This is a genomic window from Pantoea agglomerans (assembly GCF_020149765.1).
Lineage (GTDB): Bacteria > Pseudomonadota > Gammaproteobacteria > Enterobacterales > Enterobacteriaceae > Pantoea > Pantoea alvi.
Genome location: NZ_CP083809.1, coordinates 2,160,072 through 2,186,009 on the forward strand (window position 1 = coordinate 2,160,072; position 25,938 = coordinate 2,186,009).

The window sequence follows — 25,938 nt, forward strand, 5'->3', positions numbered from 1 at the left end:
TGGCGAAAAAATGACCGATTATCTGCTGCTGTTTGTAGGCACTGTGCTGGTGAACAACTTCGTTCTGGTGAAATTTCTTGGCCTCTGCCCCTTTATGGGCGTTTCCAAAAAACTGGAAACGGCGATTGGCATGGGCCTGGCGACCACCTTCGTCATCACCCTGGCGTCGATTTGCGCCTGGCTGGTGAACCACCTGATTCTGGTGCCGCTCGATCTCGTTTATCTGCGTACCATGGCCTATATCCTGGTGATCGCCGTTGTGGTGCAGTTCACCGAAATGGTGGTGCGCAAAACCAGCCCGTCGCTCTATCGGCTGCTCGGCATCTTCCTGCCGCTGATCACCACTAACTGCGCGGTGCTCGGCGTGCCGCTGCTCAGCGTCAACCTGAACCATACCTTTCTGCAGGCGGCGCTTTACGGCTTTAGCGCCTCGCTCGGCTTCTCGCTGGTGATGGTGCTGTTCGCCGGCATGCGCGAGCGTCTGGTGCTGGCTAACGTGCCCGCGCCTTTTAAAGGCTCCTCTATTGCGCTGGTGACCGCTGGCCTGATGGCGCTGGCGTTTATGGGCTTTACCGGTCTGGTGAAATTCTGATGACTGCGATCTGGATTGCCATTATCGTTCTGAGCGCGCTGAGCCTGGTGTTTGGCGCCCTGCTGGGCTACGCCTCACGCCGCTTTGAGGTTGAAGAAGATCCCATCGTCGAGCAGATTGACGAGCTGCTGCCGCAAAGCCAGTGCGGCCAGTGCGGCTATCCCGGCTGCCGTCCCTATGCGGACGCGGTGGGCAACAACGGCGAGGCGATCAACAAGTGCGCGCCAGGCGGCGAGCAGACGATGCTCAAGCTGGCGGCGCTGCTGAACGTCGAGCCTCAGCCGATCGACGGCGATGAAACGGCGAAAGAGCCGGTGCGCACCGTCGCCTGGATCGATGAAGCGAACTGCATCGGCTGCACCAAATGTATCCAGGCCTGTCCGGTCGACGCCATTGTCGGCGCGACGCGCGCCATGCACACCGTGCTGAGCGACGTCTGCACCGGCTGCGATCTCTGCGTCGCGCCCTGTCCTACCGACTGCATCGAGATGCGTCCAGTGGCCACGACCACCGCCAACTGGAAGTGGGATCTTGAAACCATTCCTGTACGGGTGATCCCGGTAGAAAGTCATGCTTAATCTGTTGAATATTTTTCGTAAAGAGAAGCTCTGGGATTTCGAGGGCGGCATTCATCCGCCGGAGATGAAAACCCAGTCGAACGGCACGCCGCTGAGCCAGCTGCCGCTGCCGAACCATTTTATTATTCCGCTGAAGCAGCATATCGGTCATGAAGGCGAGATTTGCGTTGCGCCGGGCGATCGCGTGCTGCGTGGCCAGCCGCTGACCTTCGGCACCGGCCGCATGCTGCCGGTGCATGCGCCGACCTCCGGCACCATCGACGCTATTGGCGAGCATATGACCGCGCATCCCTCTGGGCTGTCGGAGCTGTGCATTTTTATGTCGCCGGACGGCGAGGATCGTTGGGCACGTCTGGAGCCGATGGCGGACTACCGCCAGCGCGAACGCGCCGCTATTGTGCAGCGCATTCATGACGCGGGCGTCGCCGGTCTTGGCGGCGCGGGCTTCCCCACCGGCACTAAACTGCGCGGCGGGCTGCGCGGCGTAAAGACCCTGATTATCAACGCCGCCGAGTGCGAGCCCTATATCACCGCCGACGATCGCCTGATGCAGGACTACGCCGCCGAGGTGCTGGAAGGCTGCCGTATCCTCGCCTGGGTGTTGCAGGCCGAGCGCGTGCTGATCGGCATTGAAGATAACAAGCCGGAAGCGATCGCCGCACTCAAACAGGCGCTGGGCGGCGAGCGCGATCTGCACATCCGCGTGATCCCCACCAAATATCCCTCCGGTGGTGCGAAGCAGCTGACCAAAATTCTTACCGGGATGGAAGTGCCGCACGGCGGACGCTCTACCGATATCGGCGTGCTGATGCAGAACGTCGGCACCGCCTGGGCGGTGAAGCGCGCGGTGATTGACGGCGAGCCGCTGACCGAGCGCGTTGTAACCCTGACCGGCGAGGCGATTGCGCAGCCGCGCAACGTCTGGAGCCGCATCGGCACCCCGATCAGCCATCTGCTGCACCAGGTCGGCTTTACCCCCGCGCCGCGTCAGATGGTGATTATGGGTGGTCCGCTGATGGGCTTTACCCTGCCGTCCCTTGGCGTGCCGGTGGTGAAGATCACCAACTGCATTCTCGCCCCATCCGCCAGCGAAATGGGCAACAACGACGAGGAGCAGTCCTGTATTCGCTGCTCCGCGTGCGCCGACGCCTGCCCGGCCAATCTGCTGCCGCAGCAGCTCTACTGGTACAGCCAGGGCGGCGATCACGATAAAGCGCGCGCCCACCATATTGACGACTGCATTGAGTGCGGCGCCTGCGCCTGGGTCTGCCCGAGCAATATTCCGCTGGTGCAGTACTATCGCCAGGAGAAGGCGGAACTGCGCGCCATCGATCTTGAGGCGAAGCGCACCGCCGAGGCGAAAGCGCGCTTCGAGGCGCGCCAGGCGCGACTGGAACGTGAGAAGCTGGCGCGCGAAGCGAAGCATGAACAGGCGAAGCAGCGCGTTGCGCGCAGCGACGAAGGCGAACTGGCCGCTGCCCGCGAACGCGTTATGGCTAAGCGGCAGGCGGCAGGCGAAGTCGATCCGGCGGTAGAAGAAGCGCAGCGTCAGGCGCGTCATGCACAGGCGCGTCTGCGCCAGGCAGAAGCACAGGCGGAAACCCAGCCGGTGACGCGTCAGACCGACGACCCGCGCAAGGCGGTGGTGGAAGCCGCTATCGCCCGCGCCAAAGCGAAGAAAGCTGCCGAGGCGCAGGTATCAGCGGGCACGCCAACCGAGGAAACTAAGTCGGTCGACGATGCACCCTCGGCTGACCCGCGCAAGGCGGCGGTAGAGGCCGCTATCGCCCGCGCCAAAGCGAAGAAAGCCGCTGCGGCACAGGCATCAGCGGGCACGCCGACTGAGGAAACTAAGTCGGTCGACGATGCACCCTCAGTCGACCCGCGCAAGGCGGCGGTCGAAGCCGCTATCGCCCGCGCTAAAGCGAAGAAAGCCGCTGCGGCACAGGCATCAGCGGGCACGCCGACTGAGGAATCTAAGTCGGTCGACGATGCACCCTCAGTCGACCCGCGCAAGGCGGCGGTCGAAGCCGCCATCGCCCGTGCCAAAGCGAAGAAAGCTGCCGCGGCGCAGGCATCAGCGGGCACGCCGACTGAGGAAACTAAGTCGGTCGAAGATACACCCTCAGTCGACCCGCGCAAGGCGGCTGTAGAAGCTGCCATCGCCCGCGCCAAAGCGAAGAAAGCTGAGGCAGCACAGGCGGCAGCCGGCACGCCCACCGAAGAGGTTCAGCCGGTCGACGATGCACCGCCGGCTGATCCGCGCAAGGCGGCGGTAGAGGCCGCTATCGCCCGCGCCAAAGCGAAGAAAGCCGCTGCGGCGCAGGCATCAGAAAAGGACGTCGTGACCCTCGACGTTGCAAACAGTGATGCGCGTCCGTCGGAAGACGCGCGCAAGGCAGCCGTCGCTGCCGCTATCGCCCGGGCAAAAGCGCGTAAAGCGCAGCCGCCGTCGACGTTTGAGGAATAAATGGCTTTTCGTATCGCAAGTTCTCCTTATACCCATAACCACCGCAGCACCGGCAATATTATGTTGCTGGTGGTGCTGGCGGCCGTACCCGGCTTCGCCGCGCAGTGGTATTTCTTCGGCTACGGCAGCGTACTGCAGGTGCTGCTGGCGGTGCTGACCGCATGGCTGGCGGAAGCGGCCATTCTGCGCCTGCGCAAGGCGCCAGTCGTTCCCAGCCTCGCGGATAACTCTGCGCTGCTTACCGCCGTGCTGATCGGCATCAGCCTGCCGCCGCTCGCCCCCTGGTGGCTGGTGGTAATCGGCACCCTGTTCGCTATTGTGATCGCCAAGCAGCTTTACGGCGGTTTGGGACAGAACCCCTTTAATCCGGCGATGGTCGGCTATGTGGTGCTGCTGATCTCCTTCCCGGTGCAGATGACCAGCTGGCTGCCGCCCGACGCGCTTCAGGTGGTGAAACCCGGCCTGCTCGATTCCCTGAGCATGATCTTTACCGGCCATACCCTGGCGGGCGATACCATGCAGCAGCTGCAGCTCGGCGTCGACGGCGTCAGCCAGGCGACGCCGCTGGATAACTTTAAAACTGGCCTGCGCGCCGGGCACAGCGCAGAGCAGCTGCTGGCGCAGCCGATCTATAGCGGCGTGCTGGCGGGTCTCGGCTGGCAGTGGATTAACCTCGGCTATCTGGCTGGCGGCCTGTTTCTGCTGTGGAAGAACGCCATTCGCTGGCATATTCCGGCGGCGATGCTGCTGTCGCTGGCGTTCTGCGCCACCCTGGGCTGGCTCATCTCGCCTGAGAGCCTGAACACGCCGCTGATTCACCTCTTTTCCGGCGCGACCATGCTCGGGGCGTTTTTTATCGCCACCGACCCGGTTACCGCCTCCACCACCAACCGCGGGCGCCTGCTCTACGGCGCGCTGATTGGTCTGCTGGTGTGGCTGATCCGCAGCTTTGGCGGCTATCCCGACGGCGTCGCCTTTGCCGTGCTGCTGGCGAATATCTGCGTGCCGCTGATCGATTACTACACGCAGCCGCGCGTTTACGGCCATCGCAAGGAGTGATCGATGCTTGAGACTATCCGTAAAAACGCCGTCACCCTGGCACTCTTCGCGGTGTTTACTACCGGCCTGACCGCCGTGGTGAACTACGTTACCAAACCGACCATTAGCCATCAGACGGCGCTGAACCAGAAAAACCTGCTGGATCAGGTGGTGCCGGTGGATTTGTACGATAATCAGATCCAGCGCGAATGTTACCTTGTCACCGACCCCGCACTGGGCAGCACCGCCCCGCACCATCTCTATCTGGCGCGCAAAGGCGATACGCCGGTGGCGGCTGCGCTTGAGACCACCGCGCCGGACGGCTATTCTGGCGCGATACAGATGCTGGTCGGCGCCGATTTTCACGGCAAGGTGCTGGGCGTGCGCGTTATTGAACATCACGAAACCCCCGGCCTGGGCGACAAGATCGAGCTGCGGATTTCAGACTGGATCAACAGCTTTAACGGCAAAGTGGTGCACGGCGCCGATGACAAAGCCTTTGCGGTGAAGAAAGATGGCGGCGAGTTCGACCAGTTTACCGGCGCCACCATTACGCCACGCGCGGTGGTCAACGCCACTAAGCGCACCGCGCTACTGATTGAAACGCTGAGCGGCAAGGTCTCGTCGCTGCCCGAATGTGGAGACGCAAATGAGTGAAGCCAAAAACCTGCTGGTAGGCGGCCTGTGGAAAAACAACTCGGCGCTGGTGCAGCTGCTGGGGCTCTGTCCACTACTGGCCGTCACCTCGACGGCGACCAACGCGCTGGGCCTCGGTCTGGCGACCACGCTGGTGCTGACCATTACCAACAGCGCCATTTCCGCCTCGCGCCGCTGGGTGCCGTCAGAAATCCGCATCCCAATCTACGTCATGATTATCGCCTCGGTGGTGAGCTGCGTGCAGATGCTGATCAACGCCTACGCCTATGGCCTTTATGAGTCGCTCGGCATCTTTATTCCGCTGATCGTCACCAACTGTATCGTGGTCGGCCGCGCCGAGGCGGTCGCCTCGAAGAGCAGCATTCCCCTTGCCGCGCTGGATGGCTTCGCGATTGGCATGGGTGCCACCTGCGCCATGGTCACGCTCGGCTCGATTCGCGAGCTGATCGGCAGCGGCACGCTGTTTAACGGCGCGGATCAGCTGCTCGGCCCCTGGGCCAGGGCGCTGCGCATTGAGGTGGTACACTTCGACTCGCCGATGCTGCTGGCGATGCTGCCGCCGGGCGCCTTTATCGGACTCGGTATGCTGCTGGCCGCAAAATACCTGATCGATCAGAAAATGAAACAGCGCGCCGCGCGCCGCGCCGCTGAAGCCGCGGCCGCCGAGCCGCACGCGCCAGCCGGGAAAGCAGTGTGAATCAGGCGAAGCGCAGAGAGATCCTCAGCCGGCTGCGGGACAATAACCCGCACCCCACCACCGAGCTCAATTTCACCTCGCCGTTTGAGCTGCTGATCGCCGTGCTGCTGTCGGCGCAGGCGACTGACGTCAGCGTCAACAAGGCGACCGCGAAGCTCTATCCGGTCGCCAGTACGCCCGCCGCGATGCTGGCGCTGGGCGTAGAGGGGGTGAAGGAACATATCAAAACCATCGGCCTCTATAACAGTAAAGCTGAGAATGTGATTAAGACCTGCCGCATTCTGCTGGAGCAGCACGGCGGCGAGGTGCCAGAAGATCGCGCCGCGCTGGAGGCGCTGCCCGGTGTCGGGCGTAAGACCGCCAACGTGGTGCTGAACACCGCCTTCGGCTGGCCGACCATCGCCGTGGACACCCATATTTTCCGCGTCAGCAACCGCACCCGCTTCGCGCCAGGGAAAAACGTGGAAGAGGTCGAGGCGAAGCTGCTGAAGGTGGTGCCCGCCGAATTTAAGGTGGATTGCCATCACTGGCTGATCCTGCATGGCCGCTACACCTGCGTTGCGCGCAAGCCGCGCTGCGGTGCCTGCCTGATTGAAGATCTGTGCGAGTTTCCTGAGAAGACGGAAATTTAGCGGGCGCGGGCGCGTCCCATGATAAAGCTGCCAGAAGACGAACGCTTTGCCGGTGATTTAACGGGCGCGCCCGTGATAAATCTGTCAGAAGGCGAACGCTCTGCCGACGGTGTAACGGGCGCGAACGCGCCCGTAATGCCTTAGCGCCCTGCCAGCGCCGCCTGCAGCCAGGCGATCGCCAGCGGCGATTCTTTTTTCTGCAGCGCGGCTCGCTCCGACTGAAACAGGGTTGCGACAAAGAAAGGATGATCGATCAGCTCTATGCCGCGCACATCCCCTGCAGCATCCCATGAGGTAATACGCAAATTCTGCCCTTCCAGCGCCTCGCTAAATGCCGGATTGACGCCGAAATTACAGTGGTAGCCCTCATCGCTTGACTGCGCGCCATAGGCTTCGGCGATGCGCGATCCCGGCGCAAACCTGACTTCGCCCCGCTGCTCTACCAGCGAACAGCTAAGCGGCGCGATCACCATGCGGCCGCCCTCGTCGGTCTCGGCGTGGTTCGCATCCTGCCAGCCCAGCACGTTGCGGGCATACTCGATCACCGCATACTGAAATCCCCCACAGGATCCGAGAAACGGCTGACGCTGCTCCCGCGCCCAGCGAATGGTTTCAAAGACCTTCTCATCGTTTTGATAGGGGCTTCCCGGTACGACCCAGACGGCGTCGCAGCGGCGCACGGCGCTCAGATCGCCGAGCCGATCGGTAGCAAGCCAGCGAAAGCTGACCTCAGTGCCCAGACGGGCGGCGGCGCGTTCAATAGCCAGAGGAATGGCCTGATGCGCTACGGCGCTGGCGCGATAGTCACCCACCAGCGCCAGCTGTAAAGAAGCTGCCATATTTACGTCCTGTAGATGGAAATTTCGAGGTTAGCGGATCGTTAAATTGATGTCGAGACGGTAAAATTCGCATTTTTATCTTCGCCGTTGCCGCCGGCAAAAACCCTTTCTTCTTTTACCTTATGAATTAATTGGCGATTCTGTGCGGAGGATCAACTTTTGCCCGTCCACTTTCATTAATGTAAGCCCTGGTGGTGGTTTGTTGCTCCAGTTAGCTGATAAATAGACCGTATCCAACATAATAAGCTGGTTGATTATCGAACTGCGGCACCTTAGCCTGTGAAATCATCCGCAAGCAGCTTATACGGTTATTGTGGTCCCCTGCCGGTGAATAACAAACGTTTATTCTGGTAGAATTAACGCAGCTGAAATTAAAACCCAACTAACCACGGTCAATCGGTTTTTAAAGCTCACATAGCCCGGGCTTTTCAGCATTCAAAAAATTCTTGCCCTGATGCGCGTTATCAGCCACATTAGGCGCCGCTTTTCCCTACTAATAACAATGTCGCGCATGGAATCCTGACATGACGCGGACTTATTTCCTGTCGTAAAACAGGGTACGCGAAAAACTGAGGTACACGTGTCAACTGCAAACAAACACACCGATGAGGCCGTTAGCCTCAATGCGTTCAAACAGCCGAAGGCCTTCTACCTGATCTTCTCGATTGAGTTATGGGAGCGCTTCGGTTTCTACGGCCTGCAGGCCATCATGGCTGTTTATCTGGTTAAACAGCTGGGCATGACGGAAGCGGATTCCATTACCCTCTTCGCCTCGTTTAGCGCGCTGGTTTATGGCCTGGTGGCTATCGGCGGCTGGCTGGGGGACAAGGTGCTGGGCACCAAGCGCGTTATCGTGCTGGGGGTTATTGTGCTGGCGCTGGGCTACGCGCTGGTGGCCTTCTCCGGCCATCACGTCGGCATGGTCTATGTCGGCATGGCTACCATCGCGGTGGGCAGCGGGCTGTTTAAAGCGAACCCGTCTTCGCTGCTCTCTACCTGCTATGAGAAAGATGACCCGCGCCTCGACGGCGCCTTCACCATGTTTTACATGTCAATCAACGTCGGCTCGCTTTTCTCCATGATGCTGACCCCCTGGCTGGCGGCGAAATATGGCTGGAGCGTGGCGTTTTCCCTGTCGGTTATCGGCCTGGTGATCACCCTGCTTAACTTCCTGTTCTGCAAAGGCCTGGTTAAAAACTACGGCTCAAAGCCGGACTTCGCGCCCCTTAACGTCAGCAAGCTGCTGATGACGCTGGTGGGCGTCGTGGTGCTGGTCGCCATCGCTACCTGGCTGCTGCACCACCAGACAATCGCGCGCATCACCCTGGGCGTGGTCGCACTGGGCATTATCCTGATCTTCGCCAAAGAAGCCTTCTCGCTGCAGGGTGCGGCGCGTCGCAAAATGATCGTGGCGTTTCTGCTGATGGTCGAGGCGATCGTCTTCTTTGTGCTCTATATGCAGATGCCGACCTCGCTTAACTTCTTTGCGATCCGTAACGTTGAGCACACCATTCTGGGCATCACCTTCGAACCAGAGCAGTTCCAGGCGCTTAACCCGTTCTGGATTATGCTGGCGAGTCCGCTGCTGGCGGCGGTCTACAACAAACTGGGCGACCGACTGCCAATGCCGTTTAAGTTCGCTATCGGTATGGTGCTCTGCTCGGCCGCCTTCCTGGTGCTGCCGCTGGGCGCGAAATTCGCCTCAGACGCCGGTATCGTCTCGGTTAACTGGCTGATCCTCAGCTATGCGCTGCAGAGCATCGGCGAGCTGATGATCTCGGGTCTCGGCCTGGCGATGGTGGCGCAGCTGGTGCCGCAGCGTCTGATGGGCTTTATCATGGGCTCCTGGTTCCTTACCACCGCCGGCGCGGCGATGATCGCCGGTAAAGTGGCGGGCATGATGGCGGTGCCGAAAGATGTCACCAATCCGCTCGCCTCGCTGGATATCTACAGCAGCGTCTTCCAGCAGATCGGCATCGTCACCGGCGTCATCGCCGTGCTGATGCTGCTGACCGCACCACTGCTGAACCGTATGGTGCAGACGCCGCAGGCGGAGCTGAAAAAAGCGCAGGCCTGATCGTTCAGGTGATTTGCAGCCGGGCCATGCGCCCGGCTTTTTTTTATCCCTGTTCGGGCCGGGCGCAACGCTTGATCGCGGTCACTGGCAATTCGGTGACGAGGCATTAAGCTGCAATGATCCTGTCGCAATCCGGAGGTCCGAGATGAAACTGTTCTGTAAGGCTGGCGCCTGCTCGCTCTCGCCGCATATCGTGCTGCGCGAGTGCGGGCTCGACTTCACGCAGGTTAATGTCGATCTGGTAAAAAAAGTCACCGAATGCAGCGAAGATTACTGGCAAATCAATCCCAAAGGCCAGGTACCGGCGCTGGAGCTGGATGACGGCACCCTGCTGACCGAAGGCGTGGCGATTGTGCAATACCTGGCGGACCTGAAGCCCGATCGCCAGCTGCTGGCCCCGGTCGGCAGCCTGACGCGCTATCACACGCTGGGGTGGCTCAGCTTTATCAGCAGCGAGCTGCATAAAACCTTTACGCCGCTGTTTAAGCCCGATACGCCCGACGGCTACAAGCCCTTGCTGCGCGCCCGGCTGGAGCAGCAGTTTCGCTTCGTCGACAAGGCGCTGCAGGACAAGCAGTGGCTGATGGGGCTGCGCTTCAGCGTGGCGGACGCTTATCTGTATGTGATGGTGCGCTGGGCGCGCGCGCTGAAGCTGGAGCTGGATGGGCTGTCGGCGCTGGAAGCCTGGTTTGAGCGGGCGTCTCAGCGGCCTGCGGTGCAGGCGGCACTGAAGGCGGAAGGCCTGGCGTAACTGTCGGGGCCGATGCGATATCGGCCCCGCGCGTTTAGAGCGCCTCGGCGGCGAAATGGTGGGTCGGCTGGGCGATAGCGTCCTGCGCCGCCACCAGCTGCAGCTCATATTCGCCCATCGCGTGCGTGGTCAGCATCACCTCATACACCGCGGCGGTCACGTGCTCCAGCGCCTGCTTCAGATCCTTGCCGTGCAGCAGATTGACCAGCAGCAGGCCGCTGGTCAGGTCGCCGACGCCGACCGGCTGACGCACGCCGAAGTCCACCAGCGGACGGCTGATATGCCAGGCCTCTTCCGCGGTGACCAGCAGCATTTCAAAGCGGTCGCTGCGGCGTCCGGCGCGCGCCAGATGTTTCACCAGCACCACGCGCGGGCCCTGCGCAATCAGCGCGCGCGCCGCCGCAATCGCCTCTTCTACGCTGGTCACGCTGCGCTCGCTGAGCATCTCCAGCTCCAGCAGATTCGGCGCGATAATGTCGCTGGCGGGCATGGCGTATTTACAGTGATACTCCGCCACGCCGGGCGCGACGATGCACCCTTTCTCAGGATGTCCCATCACCGGATCGCAAAAGAACCAGGCGTCCGGGTTGGCCGCTTTCACCATGCGCACGATCTCCAGGATCTGTTCGCCCTGCTCAGCCGAGCCCAGATAGCCGCTCAGCACCGCGTCGCAGGTTTTTAGCCGGTCAATATCGCTGATGCCTTTGACGATCTCCGTCAGGTGCGTCGCGGGCATTACCGTGCCCGTCCAGTGACCATACTGGGTGTGGTTAGAGAACTGTACGGTGTTGAGCGGCCAGACGTTGGCCCCCATGCGCCGCATCGGAAATTCGGCGGCGGCGTTGCCGGCGTGGCCGAATACCACATGCGACTGAATTGCGAGAATGTTTTTCATTATGTTCTGAACTGCCTTGCCCTTGCCTGCCATAAAAAAGGGCCGGAGACCGGCCCTGAAGCGCTTACTGCCAGACGATCAGGCAGTAGTGTTTTTTCCCGCGACGCAGCAGCGTATAGCGGCCAAACAGCTTGTCGCTGTCGCTGAAGCGGTATTCCGCGTTTGACTGCTTCTCGCCGTTAATGGTCACGGCGTTGGAGCCGATCATGGTGCGTGCCTGACCGCGTGACGGCACCAGCTCGGCATTCACCAGCGCCTGCTGCAGGTCATCTTCTGCGCTCAGCTGCACGGTCGGCATGCCGTCCTGCGCCAGCTGCTCAAAGTCCGCTTCGGTCATATCGCTCAGCGCGCCCGAGAAGAGGCTTTCGGTAATGCGCTTCGCTGCCGCCAGACCCGCTTCGCCATGCACCATACGGGTGACGTTTTCCGCAAGCACATACTGCGCACGCGGCGCTTTACCGCTGTTTTTGTCTTCTTCTTCCAGCGCGTTGATCTCGTCAAGGCTGAGGAAGGTGAAGAACTTCAGGAAGCGGTAGACGTCGGCGTCCGCCGTATTGATCCAGAACTGGTAGAACTTGTAAGGGCTGGTTTTCTTAGCATCGAGCCACACCGCGCCGCCTTCGGTTTTACCAAACTTGGTGCCGTCCGATTTGGTGATCAGCGGCACCGTCAGGCCGAAGACCTGGTTCTGATAGAGACGACGCGTCAGGTCGATACCGGAGGTGATATTGCCCCACTGATCGGACCCGCCAATCTGCAGCGACACGCCGTAACGCTTGTTCAGCTCGGCGAAGTCGTAGCCCTGCAGCAGGTTGTAGGAGAACTCGGTAAAGGAGATCCCCTGGTCGTCGCGGTTCAGGCGCTGTTTGACCGCTTCTTTGTTAATCATCTGATTGACAGAGAAGTGCTTGCCGATATCGCGCAGGAAGGTCAGCACGTTCATGCCGCCGAACCAGTCGTAGTTGTTTGCGGCGATAGCGCTGTTGTCACCGCAGTCAAAATCCAGGAAGGGCGCGACCTGCCTGCGGATCTTCTCCACCCACTCGCCCACGGTTTCGCTGGTGTTGAGTTTACGTTCTGCTGCTTTAAAGCTGGGATCGCCGATCAGACCGGTGGCACCACCCACCAGCGCGACCGGCTTGTGTCCGGCATCCTGAAAACGTTTCAGGCAGAGCAGCGGCACCAGATGGCCCAAATGCAAGCTGTCCGCGGTCGGATCGAAGCCGCAATAGAGGGAGACAGGCCCTTGCGCCAGTCGCTCTGCTAACGCTTCCTCATCCGTTACCTGGGCGATTAAGCCCCGTTCCTGCAATTGTTGTATCAGGTTACTGCTGGTCATCACTGACTCCAAATTGATCAGACTGCACCTATGCTGGTACACAGCTTTCCGCTGAGTGCGGAAGAAAAAAAAGAGGGCTATAGCATAAAGCGCTGGCGACTTCTGTGCCAGCGCTGAGAGAGGAGAAAAACGCTGTTTTACGGGGCTAAGCGGTCGATTTTCCAGCCGTTGTCGTCGCGCTGGTAGAGGAAACGGTCGTGCAGGCGATGCTCGCCGCCCTGCCAGAACTCCATGGTGTCAAATTTTACCCGGTAGCCGCCCCAGAAGCTCGGCAGCGGCACCTCGCCCTGCTGGAACTTCTGCTTCAGCTCGAGGAATTTCCCCTCCAGCACGCCGCGCGCCGAAATCCGGCTCGACTGGCGCGAAACCCAGGCGCCAATCTGGCTGTCGCGCGGACGGCTGTGAAAATATTTCAGTACCTCCAGCGACGACAGCTTTTCAACTTCGCCCAGCACCATCACCTGACGCTCAAGGAAGTGCCACGGGAAGTGCAGCGAAATGCGCGGGTTGTTGGCCAGCTGCTGCGCCTTGCGGCTGCCGAGATTGGTATAGAACACCAGGCCGCTGCTGTCGTAGTGTTTGAGCAGCACAATGCGCTGGTAAGGCTGCCCCTGCTCGTCCACCGTCGCCACCGTCATGGCGGTGGGATCGGGCAGCTGCGCCTCACACGCCTGGCGCAGCCAGGTTTCAAACAGCGCCAGCGGCTGGTCTGGCAGATCTTTGCGACGCAGCCCACCGCGCGTATATTCGCGGCGCAGGCTGGCGATATCTTGCAGAGTAAAAGGAGTGCTCATAGCGGTTACTCAACATGTACAGGCTGGCTGGCAGGCTGCAATTCACAGTCGTTAACGACGATTTTATCGTCGCGTTCGATAAAGGCGGTGTCGCCTTTGCTCCAGAATACATATTTTCCGTCGCTATAGCGCGCGCCCGAGGCGGAGCTTGCCTGCTTCAGCGTTAAAGGCTGCCCGTCCATGATAAAGCTGACCTGCTCGCTGGCGTTGTCGAGCGTGACGGTCAGCGGCAGGGTGCCGCAGCGGTAGTGCAGCGTTTGCGGCGCTTCTGCCTGTTTGTGCAGCAGGCCGCAGCCGCTCAGCAGCAGCGCGGCGGCCAGCGTTAACCCCTGTTTCATCGTAATTCTCCTTACTGTCAGTAAAACGGATTAGCCGGATAGATAGCGCCGAGCACGCTTTTTTCAGCCGCGCCGGTTACGGCGGGCAGATTACCGGGCAGGCCGGAGAGCGTGCGGCTGGCAAGCCAGGCGAATGCCAGCGCCTCCATATCGTCGCCGCGAATGCCCGCGGCGTCGGTGGTGGTCACTTCGGTTCCCGCCAGCAGCGCGGCGAGGCGTGCCATCAGCAGCGGATTGCGGCCGCCGCCGCCGCACACCAGCAGCCGGTCGCAGCCGTCGTTGAGCTGCACCTGATGGGCGATGGTCACGGCGCTCAGCTCGGTCAGGGTCGCCTGCACATCCTGCGGCGCCAGGCCGGGGAACCTTTGTAGCTGACGCTCAACCCAGCCGAGATTGAAATATTCACGGCCGGTGCTTTTCGGCGGCGGCAGCGCAAACCAGGGATCGCGCAGCATCTGCTCCAGCAGCGCGGGCACCACTTTGCCACTGCGCGCCCAGCACGCATCCTGGTCGAACGGCTTGCCCTGATGGCGCCAGATCCAGGCGTCGATCAGCATGTTGCCGGGACCGGTATCGAAGCCGCGCACCGGCTGTCCGGGGATCAGCAGCGACAGATTAGCGATGCCGCCGATATTGAGCACCATGCGACGCTCGACCGCATCCATCAGCAGCGCCTGATGAAACGCGGGTACCAGCGGCGCGCCCTGCCCGCCCAGCGCCATATCGCGGCGGCGGAAATCGCCGACCACGGTAATGCCGGTCGCTGCGACTATCTGATTATTATCGCCGATTTGCAGCGTGTTCGGCGCCTCGCTTTGCGGTTCATGCCAGACGGTCTGCCCGTGACAGCCGATGGCGACGATATCGCTCGGCTCCAGCGCTTCGCGCCGCATCAGGGTATTGACCGCGTCGGCGAACAGCCGGCCAAGGCGCGTATCGAGCTGGCCGAGCTGCGACAGCGTCAGCGACTGCCCCTGGCAGATCGCCAGGATCTGCTGACGCAGCTCGCCCGGCATCGGATGGCAGTAGCTCGCCTGCTGCGCCACCATGTGCTCGTCGATGGCGGCCAGCACCACGTCTACGCCGTCAAGGCTGGTACCTGACATAACGCCGATATAACGTCCTGATTTCATTCCTGGTCCTTACTGAGTGGCGGAAGTGCGATTCTACGCCCTTCAGTCTGGCAAATTCTCGCGTCTGATTCGACGACTACCTGCTATTTCCACCGACTTTAGGCAACAAATAACATTGCGCAACTTTTTTTGCCGTCAGGTTGAATTTTTGTTGATCGCCAATAGTCTATGCTTGGCTTCACCAGGTTTTACTCAGACTAAGATTAATTTGCTTTGTGTCTTATACTGTTTGCAGGATTTCGCGATACACATGGCGCATTGCTTAAGAAAGGAGTTACAAATGATCAAGCGTTTCGTTGCGGTCGCACTGGCTGGCATTACGCTGGCTGGCTGCACAAATACCAGTTCTCTGTCAGGCGATACCTACAGTGCCAGTGAGGCCAAACAGGTTCAGAGCGTGTCTTACGGCACGCTGGTGTCGGTCCGTCCGGTCAAGATTCAGGGCGGCGATGACAACAACGTGATCGGCGCTATCGGCGGCGCGGTGCTGGGCGGCTTTCTTGGCAATACCATTGGCGGCGGCACCGGACGCAGCCTGGCCACCGCAGGCGGCGCTATCGCCGGCGGCCTGGCGGGCCAGGGCGTTCAGGGTGCAGTGAATAAAACCGACGGCGTCGAGCTGGAAATTCGTAAGGACGATGGCAATACCATCATGGTGGTGCAGAAGCAGGCGGCCAGCCGCTACTCTGTTGGTCAGCGCGTGGCGCTGGCGTCCAACGGCAGCCAGATCACCGTTTCGCCGCGCTGATCGCTGCAGCCAAAAAAAACCGACGCCGCGGCGTCGGTTTTTTTATTTTTCCCGATGCTGCAGCTCGAGAATGTTTTTCTCCAGGCGGGCGATAAGCGTCACCACCTGGTTAATCTCTTCGCGGCTGATGCCGGCAAGAATATCATCGCGCGTCGCGTCGATAACGCTCTCTACCTGTTCGATAATCGGCTCCGCCTGACGCGTCAGCTTGATGCGCTTCGCGCGACGGTCGTTTGCGCAGGTCGAACGGGTAATCAATCCTTTCTCTTCCAGCTGATCCAGCGTACGCACCAGCGACGGCTGCTCAATGCCGATCGCCTTCGCCAGCTGAATCTGCGACTGTTCCGGGGGCAGCTGATGAATGTTATGTAGCGTGACCCAGTGCGTCTGCGTCAGTTCAAGCGGCTTCAGGCGCTGATCGATCAACGCGCGCCAGATGCGCACCAGGCGAGACAAATCCGTTCCAAGGGTCGTATCCATTTCATCTCCTTATAATTAGCTTGCTAGCTATCAAGCCTGATTTTACACTATTCTGCGAGTTTAAAGGACAAATTACAAACCCCAGGCGAAGCGGCAGCGCTTCATCGCCGTTTTTTGAGACCGGTATCTGGGTGATATCAGAAGGACGATGCGTGGCTATTTCTCTCTTTCATGCGGCTGGCCCCCTGACCGATCTGGTGTTCGGCGCCTCGCTGTTTTTTCCGCCGCTGTTTAAAGCGGTCCTGCTCGGCTTCTTCTTCTGGCTGATTCTTCATCCGCTGCTGCGCGGCTGGATTTACTCGGGCGAAATCTGGCACCCGACGCTGCTGGATCTCTCGCTTTTCGTGCTGTGCGTCGCCGCCGCGCTTTTTCTGCTGGGACAGGGATAATCCTATGAAATTCAATGCATTGAAATACTTTTCCACGCTGTTCGTCTTCGCGGCCGCCCTGCTGGCGGGCTGGTGGATGTGGAACTACTACATGCAGTCGCCCTGGACGCGAGACGGCAAAGTTCGCGCCGAGCTGGCGCAGGTCACCCCGCAGATATCGGCGCGCATCGTCTCGCTGGCGGTAAAAGATAATCAGTTTGTGCATCAGGGGCAGACGCTACTGACGCTGGATACCGTGCCCTGGCAGATCGCGCTGGACAACGCCGAGGCGCAGCTGGCGAAAGCCCAGGCCGATCTGGCGAAGGCGCAGCACGAGGCCCGCCGCCGCGCCAGCCTGCCGCGCAATATTATTTCGGCCGAAGATCTCGACGCCGCGCAGCTGAACGCCACCGCGATGGCGGCCAGCGCCAAAGCGGCGCAGGCGGCGCTGGATCAGGCGCGCTGGAACCTGCAGCAGACCACCGTAACGGCGCCGACCGACGGCTGGGTCAGCAACCTGACGCTGCGCGTCGGCGACTACGCCACCGCAGGAACGCCGCTCTTCGCGCTGGTGGACAGCCACTCCTACTACGTGATGGGCTATTTCGAAGAGACCAAGCTGCGCCATATTCGTCCCGGCGCGCCGGTGCAGATCGTGCTCTACAGCAACGGCGCGCGGCTGCAGGGCGAGGTAGAAAGCATCGGCCGCGCTATTTACGACCAGAGTATCGACAGCGACAGCGGGCTGGTGCCCGATATCAAACCAAATGTGCCCTGGGTGCGGCTGGCGCAGCGCGTGCCGGTGCGCATCCGCCTGGCGCAGATACCGGATAACCTGCCGCTGGTGGCGGGCACCACCTGCTCGGTCTCCATTCAGCCGTGAGCGCGTCATGAATCTGCACTGGCTGGCGTGGGACCAGCTGCCCTGGCTCAGGGCGAACGCCAACCAGTGGCGCTACGCGCTGCGTAACGCCATCGCGATGTGCCTGGCGCTCAGCATCGCCTACGCGCTCGATCTGGATGAGCCTTACTGGGCGATGACCTCGGCGGCGGTGGTCGGCTTCCCCACCGTCGGCAGCGCGATAAGCAAGAGCCTGGGTCGCATCGTCGGCAGCCTGATGGGCGCCGGCGCCGCGCTGCTGATCGCCGGCCATACCCTTAACGACCCCTGGCTGTTCACCTTTTTTATCGCCGGCTGGCTGGCGTTCTGCACCGGCATCGCCAACCACTATCAGAACAACGTGGCCTACGCCTTTTCGCTGGCGGGCTACACCGCGGCGATTATTGTCTTCAGCAGCGTCAACCTTACCGATGCGACGGATCTCTGGAACCTGACGCAGGCGCGCGTCTGCGAGGTGATTTCAGGCATTCTGTGCGCTGGCTTTATGATGATGGTGCTGCCGAGCACCTCAGACGGCGAGGCGCTGATCGACTCGCTGCAAAAAATGCATACGCGCCTGCTGGAGCACGCCGGCCTGCTGCTGCAGCCTGCCGAAATGGACAACGTGCGCGCCGCCCATGAAGCGGTTATCAGCCAGATTCTCACCATGAACCTGCTGCGCATTCAGGCGTTCTGGAGCCACTACCGCTTTCGTCGCCAGAACAATGTGTTGAACTACGTGCTGCACCAGCAGCTGCGCCTGACCAGCGTGCTCTCCAGCCTGCGGCGCATGCTGCTTAACTGGCCTGACGCGCCGCAGCCGCTTTACGACGCCATCGAGGCGCTGATGCAGGAGCTGGCCAGCGCACAGTGCGATAAGTACCGGCTGGCGCAGATTCTGCGCAGTATCACGCCCGCTGCCGACGGCGATTACCGCCAGCGTGCCTTTTGCCAGCGCCTGCGCGGCTTCTGCTGGATCTATCTCGACGTCAGCCGCTGGATCCGCCTGCTCGCTCGCGCCGACGCCGATACCCGCTTTCAGCCGCCGCGCGTGCCCTCGCTGGCGCGGGAGAGCGACAGCGCCGAAGCGGGCTGGAGCGCGCTGCGCACCTTTTGCGCCATCGTGACGGGCTGCGCTTTCTGGATCGCTACCCAGTGGTCAGCCGGCGCGGCGGCGCTGACGCTGACCGCCATCGCCTGCGTGCTCTACTCCTCTGCGCCGTCGCCCAGCGGTAGCGTCACGCTGCTGCTGAAGACGCTGCTCTGGCTGTCGCTGTTCAGCTTTGTGATGAAGTTCGGGCTGATGGTGCAGATCTCCCAGCTGTGGCAGTTTCTGCTGTTTCTGTTCCCGCTGCTGCTGACGCTGCAGCTGTTTAAGCTGCAGCAAAAGCAGCGTGCCGCGCTCTGGGGCCAGTTTATCGTTTTTATGGGCTCATTTATCGCGGTGACCAATCCGCCGGTCTGGGACTACGCCGACTTCCTTAACGACAATATCGCCAGGGTATGCGGCGTGATACTCGCCTGGCTGGCGTTTCAGCTCCTGCGTCCCAGCTCCGACGCGCGCCGCAGCCGCCGCCATATCCGGGCGCTGCGCATGGCCTTTCTCGACCAGCTGCGCCGCCGTCCCCGCCTGAGCGAAAGCCGTTTTGAATCGCAAATCTATCACCGCATCAGCCAGCTGAGCAGCAGCCGCGACGAGCAGGCGCGCGTCTGGCTGCTGCGCTGGGGCGTGGTGCTGCTGAACTGTTCGCATATCGTCTGGCAGCTGCGCGACTGGCAGCCCGCCTCGGCCACGCTGGCGCAGATGCGTGAGGCGAGCCTGCAGGATTTGCAGCGCATTATGAGCGCGCGCGGCGTGCGGCACAGCTCGCTCGATCAAACGCTGACGACGCTGGAGGAGATGATCCGCCAGCTGGTGGCGGAGGGCGACGTGGAGGCCAGTACGCTGGCGGGGATATTATGGCGCCTGCGCTGTTCGCTGGCGCAGCTGCAACAGGCGGTGCCGGAATAGCTATTTGCAGTACTGCAGCTGCTGGCGTTCGAAATCAGCCTGCAGCTGCGCCAGAGTCTTACGCTGCTCAAAGCGGGTTTTATCGTTGGCAGACATCGGCTCAATGACCAGCTCGCGCTCTTCCGGCGAGTAGATAAAACGCCGCCGGATTTCGCTGCCGGTAAAGCTTTTGCCGATAATGCTGCCGCACACCATGGTCATGCTGGTGCGGTAGACCGCCGTTTGCTCGAAGTTGGTTTCGGTGGCGCTGCGCAAGATATACTCACAGCCCTTCTCTTCAAGCCGTTTCCGCGTGCTGCGGCTCAGCCACTCGCGTCCTTTCGCGATATCTTCGCACTCGGCGCGCGCCGGACTGGCGTCGATGGTGCGCTGAAGCTGACGTCCTGCTTCAGTCCTGAGCTGGGTTTCATTGGGTTGATCGCAGCCCCCCAGCAGCAGACAGAGCAGCAGTGCGCCCGTTTTCTTCATTCCTTTTCTCCTTTGATCGCGCCAGATGAAAGTGTCCAGAATCAGTATCATAGGCGGTAAATCATCAGGAGAACATAGCCGGGAACTAAACTAAATGATAATAAAACGGCTCCCGTCAGGAGCCGTGGGTGAACGGGCGATCAGATCACGCCGCAGGCGTAGCGCCCGCCGCCGCCGCCAAGCGGCTGTGGATGGTCGCTGTGGTTGTCGCCGCCGACATGCACCATTAACGCCTTGCCCTTGATCTCATCCAGAGATTTCAGCCGCGGCGCCAGCACTGGCCAGGCGGCGCTGCCTTTCTCATCGACGTAGATCGCCGGCAGATCGCCGAGATGGCCCTCGCCGTAGGGACCGAGATGCTTGCCGGTTTTTTGCGGATCGAGATGGCCGCCCGCCGCGCCCGCCGCGACCTTTTTGCCTTCAGATTCGCCCGGCTCGCAGCTACCGTTGGCGTGTACGTGAAAGCCGTGCACGCCGGGTGCCAGGCCGCTCAGCTTCGGCGTAAACAGCAGGCCATATTTCGTCTGCTCAATATCGACCGTGCCGATCGCCTCGCCGATGCCCTCGGCGCTCACTTTATGCAGGGTGACCTCTTGCGCCAGCGCACTGCCGGCCAGGCCGCCGCTTATCGCTAACAGCCACGCTAAGACCGATTTTTTCATTATCGCTTGCCTCTTATCTCCCACAGGGTGTGATAAGCCTGGCCGCAATTCTCCATTCCCGCTTCTGTTTGACACAGCTTTACGCTTCAGGGCACATCGTAACCCAGCGCCGCTTTGCGGATGCGGAACCACTGCTGGCGATCCAGCGTGACGCCGAGCGCCGCCACCGCTTCGCTGACGCGTTCAGGGTTGCCGGAGCCGATAATCGGCAGCGGCTGGCTCGGCAGCGCCAGCACCCAGGCGTAAACCACCTGCGCCAGGCTGGCGGCACCGGTTTCGCGGCGCACCTGTTCCAGTTCGTCGCGCAGCGGCTGATAGTGCGGATCCTGAAACAGCTCGCCACCGCCCAGACAGGACCACGCCATCGGCCGCAGGCGCAGCTGCTGACACTGATCGAGCGTACCGTCCAGCAGAACGTTTTGCTGAATCGGCGAAATCTCCACCTGATTGGTGACCAGCGTAAAGGGCAGCCGCGACTGCAGCAGCGCGAACTGCGATGGCGTAAAGTTTGAGACGCCAAAGTGCAGCACCTTGCCGCTCTGGTGCAGCGCCAGAAACGCCTCGGCCACCGCGTCGGCGTTCATCAGCGGATCGGGGCGATGGATCAGCAGCAGATCGAGCCGGTCGGTGGCGAAATGGCGCAGCGAGTTCTCCGTGCTCTGCACGATATGGGCTTTGTCGGTGATGTAGTGTCCGATCTGATGCTCTGGCTTCGCGCGCGTGGCGATGCCGCATTTAGTGACGATCTGCAGGCGATCGCGCAAGCCGGGCGATAGCCGCAGCGCCTCGCCAAAGGCGGCTTCGCAGCGGTAATCGCCATAGATATCGGCGTGATCCACCGTGGTAATGCCTAGCGAGAGGTGATGTTCGATAAAGCTGACGCGCTGCTGCGGGCTCATTCCCCACTCCATCAGGCGCCAGTAGCCCATTATCAGCGGAGAGAAAGCGGGCCCCTGCGGCGAAATCTGTTGCGCTTGTAGCATAGTGAATCCCTGTGTTTACCCTTTCAGTCAGTGTCAGGGAGTATAACGAAAAGCGGTCAGAACAGGGATGGCTGCTGCGGTTCGGCATCATCCTCCGGCTTCTGCTGGCGCAGCAGACGCAGGCGACGCTGATAGCAGAGGCGCAGCACGTCGCGCTTCTGGGCGTCGCTAAATTTCATCCAGTTAAAACGTTCATCGCGGCTGCGCAGGCAGCCGATGCAGTAGCCGCGCGCATCCACCTGGCAGATGCCGCGACAGGGACTGGGTACCGGGAAAAACTCAAGTTGCTCCGCCACAGGATCTCCGCATCGCTCAATCTCTCTGTTAAAGATAGCTCAAGACGCCGGCGTTTCTCACTGTCGTCAGCGCCGCAGGTCACTAAATGTAACTAATTAGTTTGGTTAATATTGAAATACCGCGCATAGTGTTGAGCCTTTGTTAAGGTTTCCCCAGGTTATTACCTTTAACCTGTGTTAGCGATCATTTGTTTTTTACTGGAAGCTCATACGGTTGAAAAAGTTACGCTGTCACGAAAGCACCTTTAATCTGGCTATTTCCCTTTTCTTTGCACTGGTCCTGAACGGCTTATTTCTGTTCCGCGCCTGGGAACGTATTCCTTATACATCTCTTCACGATTACTTTTTTGCCGCCAGCCTGCCTGTGGTGCTGACGGCAGCGTTCGGCCTGATCTTTAACCTGATCGCCTGGCCCTATATGCGCAAGCCGCTGCTCGCCCTGCTGATCCTGACGAGCGCGGCGGCTAACTATTTTATGTTTAGCTTCGGCACCGTTATCGATACCAATATGGTACAGAACGTTTTCGAAACCGATCTGCAGGAGTCCACCGCGCTGCTCAGCCGCAACGCCGTTATCTGGGTGCTGCTGATGGGCGTCGTGCCGACCATCATCATGCTTATGACGCGTTTCAAGCGCCGCGACTGCTGGTGGATGAATCTCGCCTGGCGCGCGCTGTTTATGGCGATGTCGCTCGGGATCATCTTGCTGATGGCGCTGCTTTTTTATAAAGATTACGCCTCGCTGATCCGCAACAACAAAGGGCTGATCAAAATGGTGACGCCAGCCAATATCGTCAGCGGCACCGGTCACTACGTTAATAATCGCTGGATGAAAGGGAGTCAGGCCTGGGTGCATATCGGGCAGGACGCGCATAAAGGGCCGACCATCTCGGCCGGGCAGAAAAAAACGCTGGTGGTGCTGGTGGTGGGCGAAACCGCCCGCGCCGAGAACTTTTCGCTCGGCGGCTACGCGCGCGAAACCAACCCGCAGCTGAAAAAGCAGAAGGTCATTTACTATCCGCAGGCGACCTCCTGCGGCACGGAAACGGCTATCTCCGTGCCCTGCATGTTCTCTAATATGCCGCGCGCCCACTACGACGCGAATCTGGCGCACCACCAGGATGGCGTGCTGGATATCCTGGGTCACGCGGGCGTCAGCGTGCTGTGGCGCGAAAATGACGGCGGCTGCAAAGGCGCCTGCGATCGCGTGCCGCACAGCGATATGACGCTGTGGAAGCTGAACGCCTGGTGTCAGGACAACGCCTGCCTGGACGAGGTGCTGCTGCACCGGCTGGATAACTACGCCCACGGCCTGAATAACGACGGTATCATCGTGCTGCATCAGATGGGCAGCCACGGCCCCGCCTACTATCGTCGCTATCCGCCGCAGTTCCGCCAGTTTACCCCGACCTGCGACAGCAAACAGATTCAGGACTGCGACCCTCAGGCGCTGATAAATACCTACGATAACTCCCTGCTCTACAGCGACGATATGCTCAGCCGCACCATCGATATGCTGAAGGGGCTGAGCGACCGCTTTAACGTGGCGCTGGTCTATCTCTCCGATCACGGCGAATCGCTCGGCGAGCACGGCATGTATCTGCACGGTGCGCCCTATCTGTTTGCGCCCTCTCAGCAGACGCATATTCCTCTGCTGCTGTGGATGTCGGACGATTACGCCAAAACCTACCGCATTAATCAGGCCTGTTTGCGCCAGCAGGCGCCGACGGCGGCGGTGTCGCAGGACAACCTGTTTCATACGCTGCTGGGGATGTTCGACGTGCAGACCCGCGAATATCAGCCGCAGCTCGACATGATCAGAACGTGCCGAAACGCGGCTTAAGCGTTGCATCTGACCGACTGGTCTACTACCTTAAGCGCCATGAACAAGACGCTGCAACGCAATGAAACCCGTGAACATCTGCTCGCTACCGGCGAGCAGCTCTGTCTGCAGCGCGGTTTCACCGGAATGGGACTCAGCGAGCTGCTGACGCTGGCGGAGGTGCCGAAAGGCTCTTTCTACTACTATTTCCGCTCGAAAGAGGCGTTTGGCGTGGCGCTGCTGGAGCGCTACTTTATCCAGCTGCATCAGCAGGTGGAGGCGCAGCTGCAGCACGGCGAAGGTACGCCGCGCGAGCGGCTGCTGGCACATTTCCGTCAAGCTGAGCAGCTCTTCAGCCAACAGGGGCATATCGTCGGCTGCCTGGCGGTAAAGCTCTCTGCTGAAGTCTGCGATCTCTCTGAGCCGATGCGCAACGCCCTGCAGCACGGCGCCAGCCGCATTATTGCGGCTTATGCGCAAACGCTGGAAGCAGCGCTGCAGCAGGAGACAATGAAGCTGCCCCACAAGCCGCAAGAGATGGCGGAAGTGATCTATATTCTCTGGCTGGGCGCCAGCCTGCAAAGCAAGCTTTCACGCGAGCCGCAGCCGCTACGCCTGGCGTTAAGCACCCTTGAACAGTGGCTGCAAACCCACTGATTTTAAAAACGCCGTTTTATAGCAGACCGGTCTACTACAGGAGTTGTTATGGCAAGTACCCAGCTGTTTAGCCCGCTTAAAGTGGGTGCGATTACCGTACCGAACCGCGTATTTATGGCCCCGTTGACGCGCCTGCGCAGTATTGAACCCGGCGATATTCCTACGCCGCTGATGGGCGAATATTATCGTCAGCGCGCCAGCGCCGGCCTGATCATCACCGAGGCGACGCAGGTCTCTTTCCAGGCGAAAGGCTACGCCGGCGCGCCGGGGCTGCACACCCAGCCGCAGATTGCCGCCTGGAAAGCGATTAACGCAGGCATTCACCAGGCGGGCGGCCACAGCGCCGTTCAGCTGTGGCACACCGGCCGTATTTCTCACAACAGCGTGCAGCCTGATGGCAAAGCGCCTGTGGCGCCCTCCGCTATCGCCGCCGGCACGCGCACCTCGCTGCGCGCAGAAGATGGCAGCGTCTATCGCGAAGAGACCTCGACGCCGCGCGAGCTCACCGTTGCCGAAATCAGGCAGATTGTGGCGGATTTCGGCCAGGCGGCCGCCAACGCGCGCGAGGCGGATTTCGATCTGCTGGAGCTGCACTCGGCGCACGGCTACCTGATGCATCAGTTCCTTGCGCCCGACTCCAACCGTCGCACCGACGAATATGGCGGCAGCATTGAAAAACGCGGCCGCTTCGCGCTGGAAGTGGTCGACGCCGCCATCGCTAACTGGTCCGCCGACCGCATCGGCATTCGCATTTCGCCGATCGGCAGCTTCCAGAATCTGGACAATGGCCCTGAAGAAGAGAAAGCGGCGCTGTGGTATATCGGCGAGCTGGCGAAGCGCAATATCGCCTACCTGCACCTTTCCGAGCCGGACTGGGCAGGCGGCAAACCCTACAGCGACGCCTTCCGCGAAAAAGTGCGCGCGCGCTTCCCCGGCGTCATCATCGGCGCGGGCGCCTATACCGTGGAGAAAGCGGACGATCTGATCGCCCGCGGCCTGATCGATGCCGTGGCCTTTGGCCGCGACTTTATCGCTAACCCCGATCTGGTGGCACGTCTGCAGCAGGACGCTCCGCTCAACCCGCAGCGCCCGGAGAGCTTCTACGGCGGCGGCGCGGAAGGCTATACCGACTACCCGACGCTATAAGCGCGCCGCTGGCGTGACGGCGGTTATGCCAGCGGCCGTTTTTTGCTATTTTCACCGCTATACTTAGCGTTTGAGTCATCAGAAGATGACGATTTAATAAAAGAGGATGTTATGCGTTTACTTCACACCATGCTGCGCGTTGGCGATCTGCAACGTTCTATCGACTTCTACACCCGCGTTCTCGGCATGCGCGTGCTGCGTCAGAGTGAGAACACGGAATATAAATATACGCTGGCATTCGTTGGCTATACCGAAGAGAGCGAAGGCGCGGTTATCGAACTGACCTACAACTGGGGCGTAGAGAGCTACGATCTCGGCAACGCCTACGGCCATATCGCGCTGGGCGTGGATGATGTGGCAGCGACCTGCGACCGCATCCGCAACGCGGGCGGCAAGGTGACGCGCGAAGCGGGCCCGGTAAAAGGCGGCTCCACCATTATCGCTTTCGTCGAAGATCCAGACGGCTACAAAATTGAGCTGATCGAAAATAAACACGCCGGTAACGGCCTGGGCAACTAAGTTTGCCGCTTCAGCCTGCGCAGTGCGGCGGGCTGAAGCTTTCCCTTCTGCTGCACCCTCCTCTTTTT

28 protein-coding genes are annotated in these 25,938 nt (G+C 60.7%); 17 read left to right on the forward strand and 11 right to left on the reverse strand.

The window, feature by feature from the left end; all coding sequences use genetic code 11:
- Positions 1-10: 10 nt before the first annotated feature.
- The 7 genes from rsxA to nth are packed head-to-tail and all read left to right on the forward strand — an operon-like array spanning position 11 to position 6,664.
- The gene (rsxA, locus tag LB453_RS12995) at positions 11-592 is read left to right on the forward strand and encodes an electron transport complex subunit RsxA (RefSeq protein ID WP_033747388.1); all 582 of its coding nucleotides are present in this window, start codon (positions 11-13) and stop codon (positions 590-592) included.
- Positions 592-1,170, forward strand: a complete 579-nt coding sequence (gene rsxB, locus LB453_RS13000) for an electron transport complex subunit RsxB (protein WP_103795657.1) — start codon at positions 592-594, stop codon at positions 1,168-1,170. Before rsxA ends, rsxB begins: the two co-directional genes overlap by 1 nt.
- Positions 1,163-3,640, forward strand: coding sequence for an electron transport complex subunit RsxC (rsxC, locus tag LB453_RS13005; RefSeq protein WP_224481434.1), 2,478 nt, complete (start codon positions 1,163-1,165; stop codon positions 3,638-3,640). The genes rsxB and rsxC overlap by 8 nt, the downstream gene beginning before the upstream one ends.
- Positions 3,641-4,699 carry an electron transport complex subunit RsxD gene (rsxD, locus tag LB453_RS13010; RefSeq protein ID WP_103795655.1) on the forward strand — a complete coding sequence of 353 codons (1,059 nt, stop codon included), beginning with the start codon at positions 3,641-3,643 and terminating at the stop codon, positions 4,697-4,699.
- Between the two features lie 3 nt (positions 4,700-4,702).
- Positions 4,703-5,335 carry an electron transport complex subunit RsxG gene (rsxG, locus tag LB453_RS13015; RefSeq protein WP_103795654.1) on the forward strand — a complete coding sequence of 211 codons (633 nt, stop codon included), beginning with the start codon at positions 4,703-4,705 and terminating at the stop codon, positions 5,333-5,335.
- Complete coding sequence (locus tag LB453_RS13020; RefSeq protein WP_103795653.1) at positions 5,328-6,032, forward strand: electron transport complex subunit E; 705 nt, start codon at positions 5,328-5,330, stop codon at positions 6,030-6,032. Before rsxG ends, LB453_RS13020 begins: the two co-directional genes overlap by 8 nt.
- Positions 6,029-6,664: an endonuclease III gene (gene nth, locus LB453_RS13025; protein ID WP_103795652.1), complete on the forward strand. Its 636-nt coding sequence runs from the start codon at positions 6,029-6,031 to the stop codon at positions 6,662-6,664. The genes LB453_RS13020 and nth overlap by 4 nt, the downstream gene beginning before the upstream one ends.
- 140 nt (positions 6,665-6,804) lie before the next feature.
- On the opposite strand, the gene LB453_RS13030 is transcribed toward nth, so the two are convergent.
- Positions 6,805-7,503, reverse strand: a complete 699-nt coding sequence (locus LB453_RS13030) for a CTP synthase (protein ID WP_103795651.1) — start codon at positions 7,501-7,503, stop codon at positions 6,805-6,807.
- 580 nt (positions 7,504-8,083) lie between these two features.
- Here LB453_RS13030 and dtpA point away from each other — a divergent pair.
- Positions 8,084-9,580: a dipeptide/tripeptide permease DtpA gene (gene dtpA, locus LB453_RS13035; protein ID WP_103795650.1), complete on the forward strand. Its 1,497-nt coding sequence runs from the start codon at positions 8,084-8,086 to the stop codon at positions 9,578-9,580.
- A 145-nt stretch (positions 9,581-9,725) separates the two neighbouring features.
- Entirely contained in the window at positions 9,726-10,331 is a 606-nt protein-coding gene (gene gstA / locus LB453_RS13040; protein ID WP_103795649.1) for a glutathione transferase GstA, read from the forward strand.
- A 34-nt stretch (positions 10,332-10,365) separates the two neighbouring features.
- Here gstA and pdxY read toward each other — a convergent pair whose 3' ends face one another.
- The 5 genes from pdxY to anmK all read right to left on the reverse strand — a co-directional run bounded on the left by pdxY (position 10,366) and on the right by anmK (position 14,830).
- Complete coding sequence (pdxY, locus tag LB453_RS13045; RefSeq protein ID WP_103795648.1) at positions 10,366-11,226, reverse strand: pyridoxal kinase PdxY; 861 nt, start codon at positions 11,224-11,226, stop codon at positions 10,366-10,368.
- A gap of 64 nt (positions 11,227-11,290) precedes the next feature.
- Positions 11,291-12,565 carry a tyrosine--tRNA ligase gene (gene tyrS / locus LB453_RS13050; protein WP_103795647.1) on the reverse strand — a complete coding sequence of 425 codons (1,275 nt, stop codon included), beginning with the start codon at positions 12,563-12,565 and terminating at the stop codon, positions 11,291-11,293.
- 137 nt (positions 12,566-12,702) lie between these two features.
- Entirely contained in the window at positions 12,703-13,359 is a 657-nt protein-coding gene (gene pdxH, locus LB453_RS13055) for a pyridoxamine 5'-phosphate oxidase (protein WP_103795646.1), read from the reverse strand.
- 5 nt (positions 13,360-13,364) lie between these two features.
- A complete protein-coding gene (locus LB453_RS13060; RefSeq protein WP_103795645.1) occupies positions 13,365-13,697 on the reverse strand; it encodes an MliC family protein in 333 nt (110 codons plus the stop codon).
- 17 nt (positions 13,698-13,714) lie between these two features.
- Positions 13,715-14,830 (reverse strand): anhydro-N-acetylmuramic acid kinase, encoded by a 1,116-nt coding sequence (gene anmK / locus LB453_RS13065; RefSeq protein ID WP_103795644.1) that lies wholly within the window; start codon positions 14,828-14,830, stop codon positions 13,715-13,717.
- 280 nt (positions 14,831-15,110) lie between these two features.
- Here anmK and slyB point away from each other — a divergent pair, with 280 nt between their 5' ends.
- Positions 15,111-15,578 (forward strand): outer membrane lipoprotein SlyB, encoded by a 468-nt coding sequence (gene slyB, locus LB453_RS13070; protein WP_103795643.1) that lies wholly within the window; start codon positions 15,111-15,113, stop codon positions 15,576-15,578.
- A 42-nt stretch (positions 15,579-15,620) separates the two neighbouring features.
- On the opposite strand, the gene slyA is transcribed toward slyB, so the two are convergent.
- Entirely contained in the window at positions 15,621-16,058 is a 438-nt protein-coding gene (slyA, locus tag LB453_RS13075; protein WP_103795642.1) for a transcriptional regulator SlyA, read from the reverse strand.
- Between the two features lie 152 nt (positions 16,059-16,210).
- On the opposite strand from slyA, the gene LB453_RS13080 reads away from it, so the two are divergent.
- From LB453_RS13080 to LB453_RS13090, 3 genes are read left to right on the forward strand one after another with little or no spacing between them, the layout of a single operon-like run.
- Complete coding sequence (locus tag LB453_RS13080; protein ID WP_103795641.1) at positions 16,211-16,447, forward strand: DUF1656 domain-containing protein; 237 nt, start codon at positions 16,211-16,213, stop codon at positions 16,445-16,447.
- 4 nt (positions 16,448-16,451) lie between these two features.
- A complete protein-coding gene (locus LB453_RS13085) occupies positions 16,452-17,309 on the forward strand; it encodes an HlyD family secretion protein (protein ID WP_103795640.1) in 858 nt (285 codons plus the stop codon).
- Positions 17,310-17,316: 7 nt separating this feature from the next.
- The gene (locus LB453_RS13090) at positions 17,317-19,317 is read left to right on the forward strand and encodes an FUSC family protein (protein ID WP_224481435.1); all 2,001 of its coding nucleotides are present in this window, start codon (positions 17,317-17,319) and stop codon (positions 19,315-19,317) included.
- Here the strand turns inward: LB453_RS13090 and LB453_RS13095 are convergent, their stop codons facing one another.
- The 4 genes from LB453_RS13095 to LB453_RS13110 all read right to left on the reverse strand — a co-directional run bounded on the left by LB453_RS13095 (position 19,318) and on the right by LB453_RS13110 (position 21,726).
- Positions 19,318-19,785 carry a hypothetical protein gene (locus tag LB453_RS13095; RefSeq protein ID WP_103795638.1) on the reverse strand — a complete coding sequence of 156 codons (468 nt, stop codon included), beginning with the start codon at positions 19,783-19,785 and terminating at the stop codon, positions 19,318-19,320.
- Between the two features lie 140 nt (positions 19,786-19,925).
- Positions 19,926-20,447 carry a superoxide dismutase family protein gene (gene sodC, locus LB453_RS13100; protein ID WP_103795637.1) on the reverse strand — a complete coding sequence of 174 codons (522 nt, stop codon included), beginning with the start codon at positions 20,445-20,447 and terminating at the stop codon, positions 19,926-19,928.
- A gap of 86 nt (positions 20,448-20,533) precedes the next feature.
- Complete coding sequence (locus LB453_RS13105) at positions 20,534-21,430, reverse strand: aldo/keto reductase family oxidoreductase (protein ID WP_103795636.1); 897 nt, start codon at positions 21,428-21,430, stop codon at positions 20,534-20,536.
- Positions 21,431-21,486: 56 nt separating this feature from the next.
- On the reverse strand, positions 21,487-21,726 hold the full coding sequence (locus LB453_RS13110; protein WP_103795635.1) for a DUF1289 domain-containing protein: 240 nt from the start codon (positions 21,724-21,726) through the stop codon (positions 21,487-21,489).
- Between the two features lie 214 nt (positions 21,727-21,940).
- On the opposite strand from LB453_RS13110, the gene eptA reads away from it, so the two are divergent.
- From eptA to gloA, 4 genes are all read left to right on the forward strand, one after another.
- Complete coding sequence (gene eptA, locus LB453_RS13115; RefSeq protein ID WP_411970173.1) at positions 21,941-23,569, forward strand: phosphoethanolamine transferase EptA; 1,629 nt, start codon at positions 21,941-21,943, stop codon at positions 23,567-23,569.
- A gap of 39 nt (positions 23,570-23,608) precedes the next feature.
- Entirely contained in the window at positions 23,609-24,205 is a 597-nt protein-coding gene (locus LB453_RS13120; protein ID WP_103795633.1) for a TetR/AcrR family transcriptional regulator, read from the forward strand.
- A 48-nt stretch (positions 24,206-24,253) separates the two neighbouring features.
- A complete protein-coding gene (locus tag LB453_RS13125; RefSeq protein ID WP_103795632.1) occupies positions 24,254-25,351 on the forward strand; it encodes an alkene reductase in 1,098 nt (365 codons plus the stop codon).
- A 111-nt stretch (positions 25,352-25,462) separates the two neighbouring features.
- Entirely contained in the window at positions 25,463-25,870 is a 408-nt protein-coding gene (gene gloA / locus LB453_RS13130) for a lactoylglutathione lyase (protein ID WP_103795631.1), read from the forward strand.
- Positions 25,871-25,938: the final 68 nt, after the last annotated feature.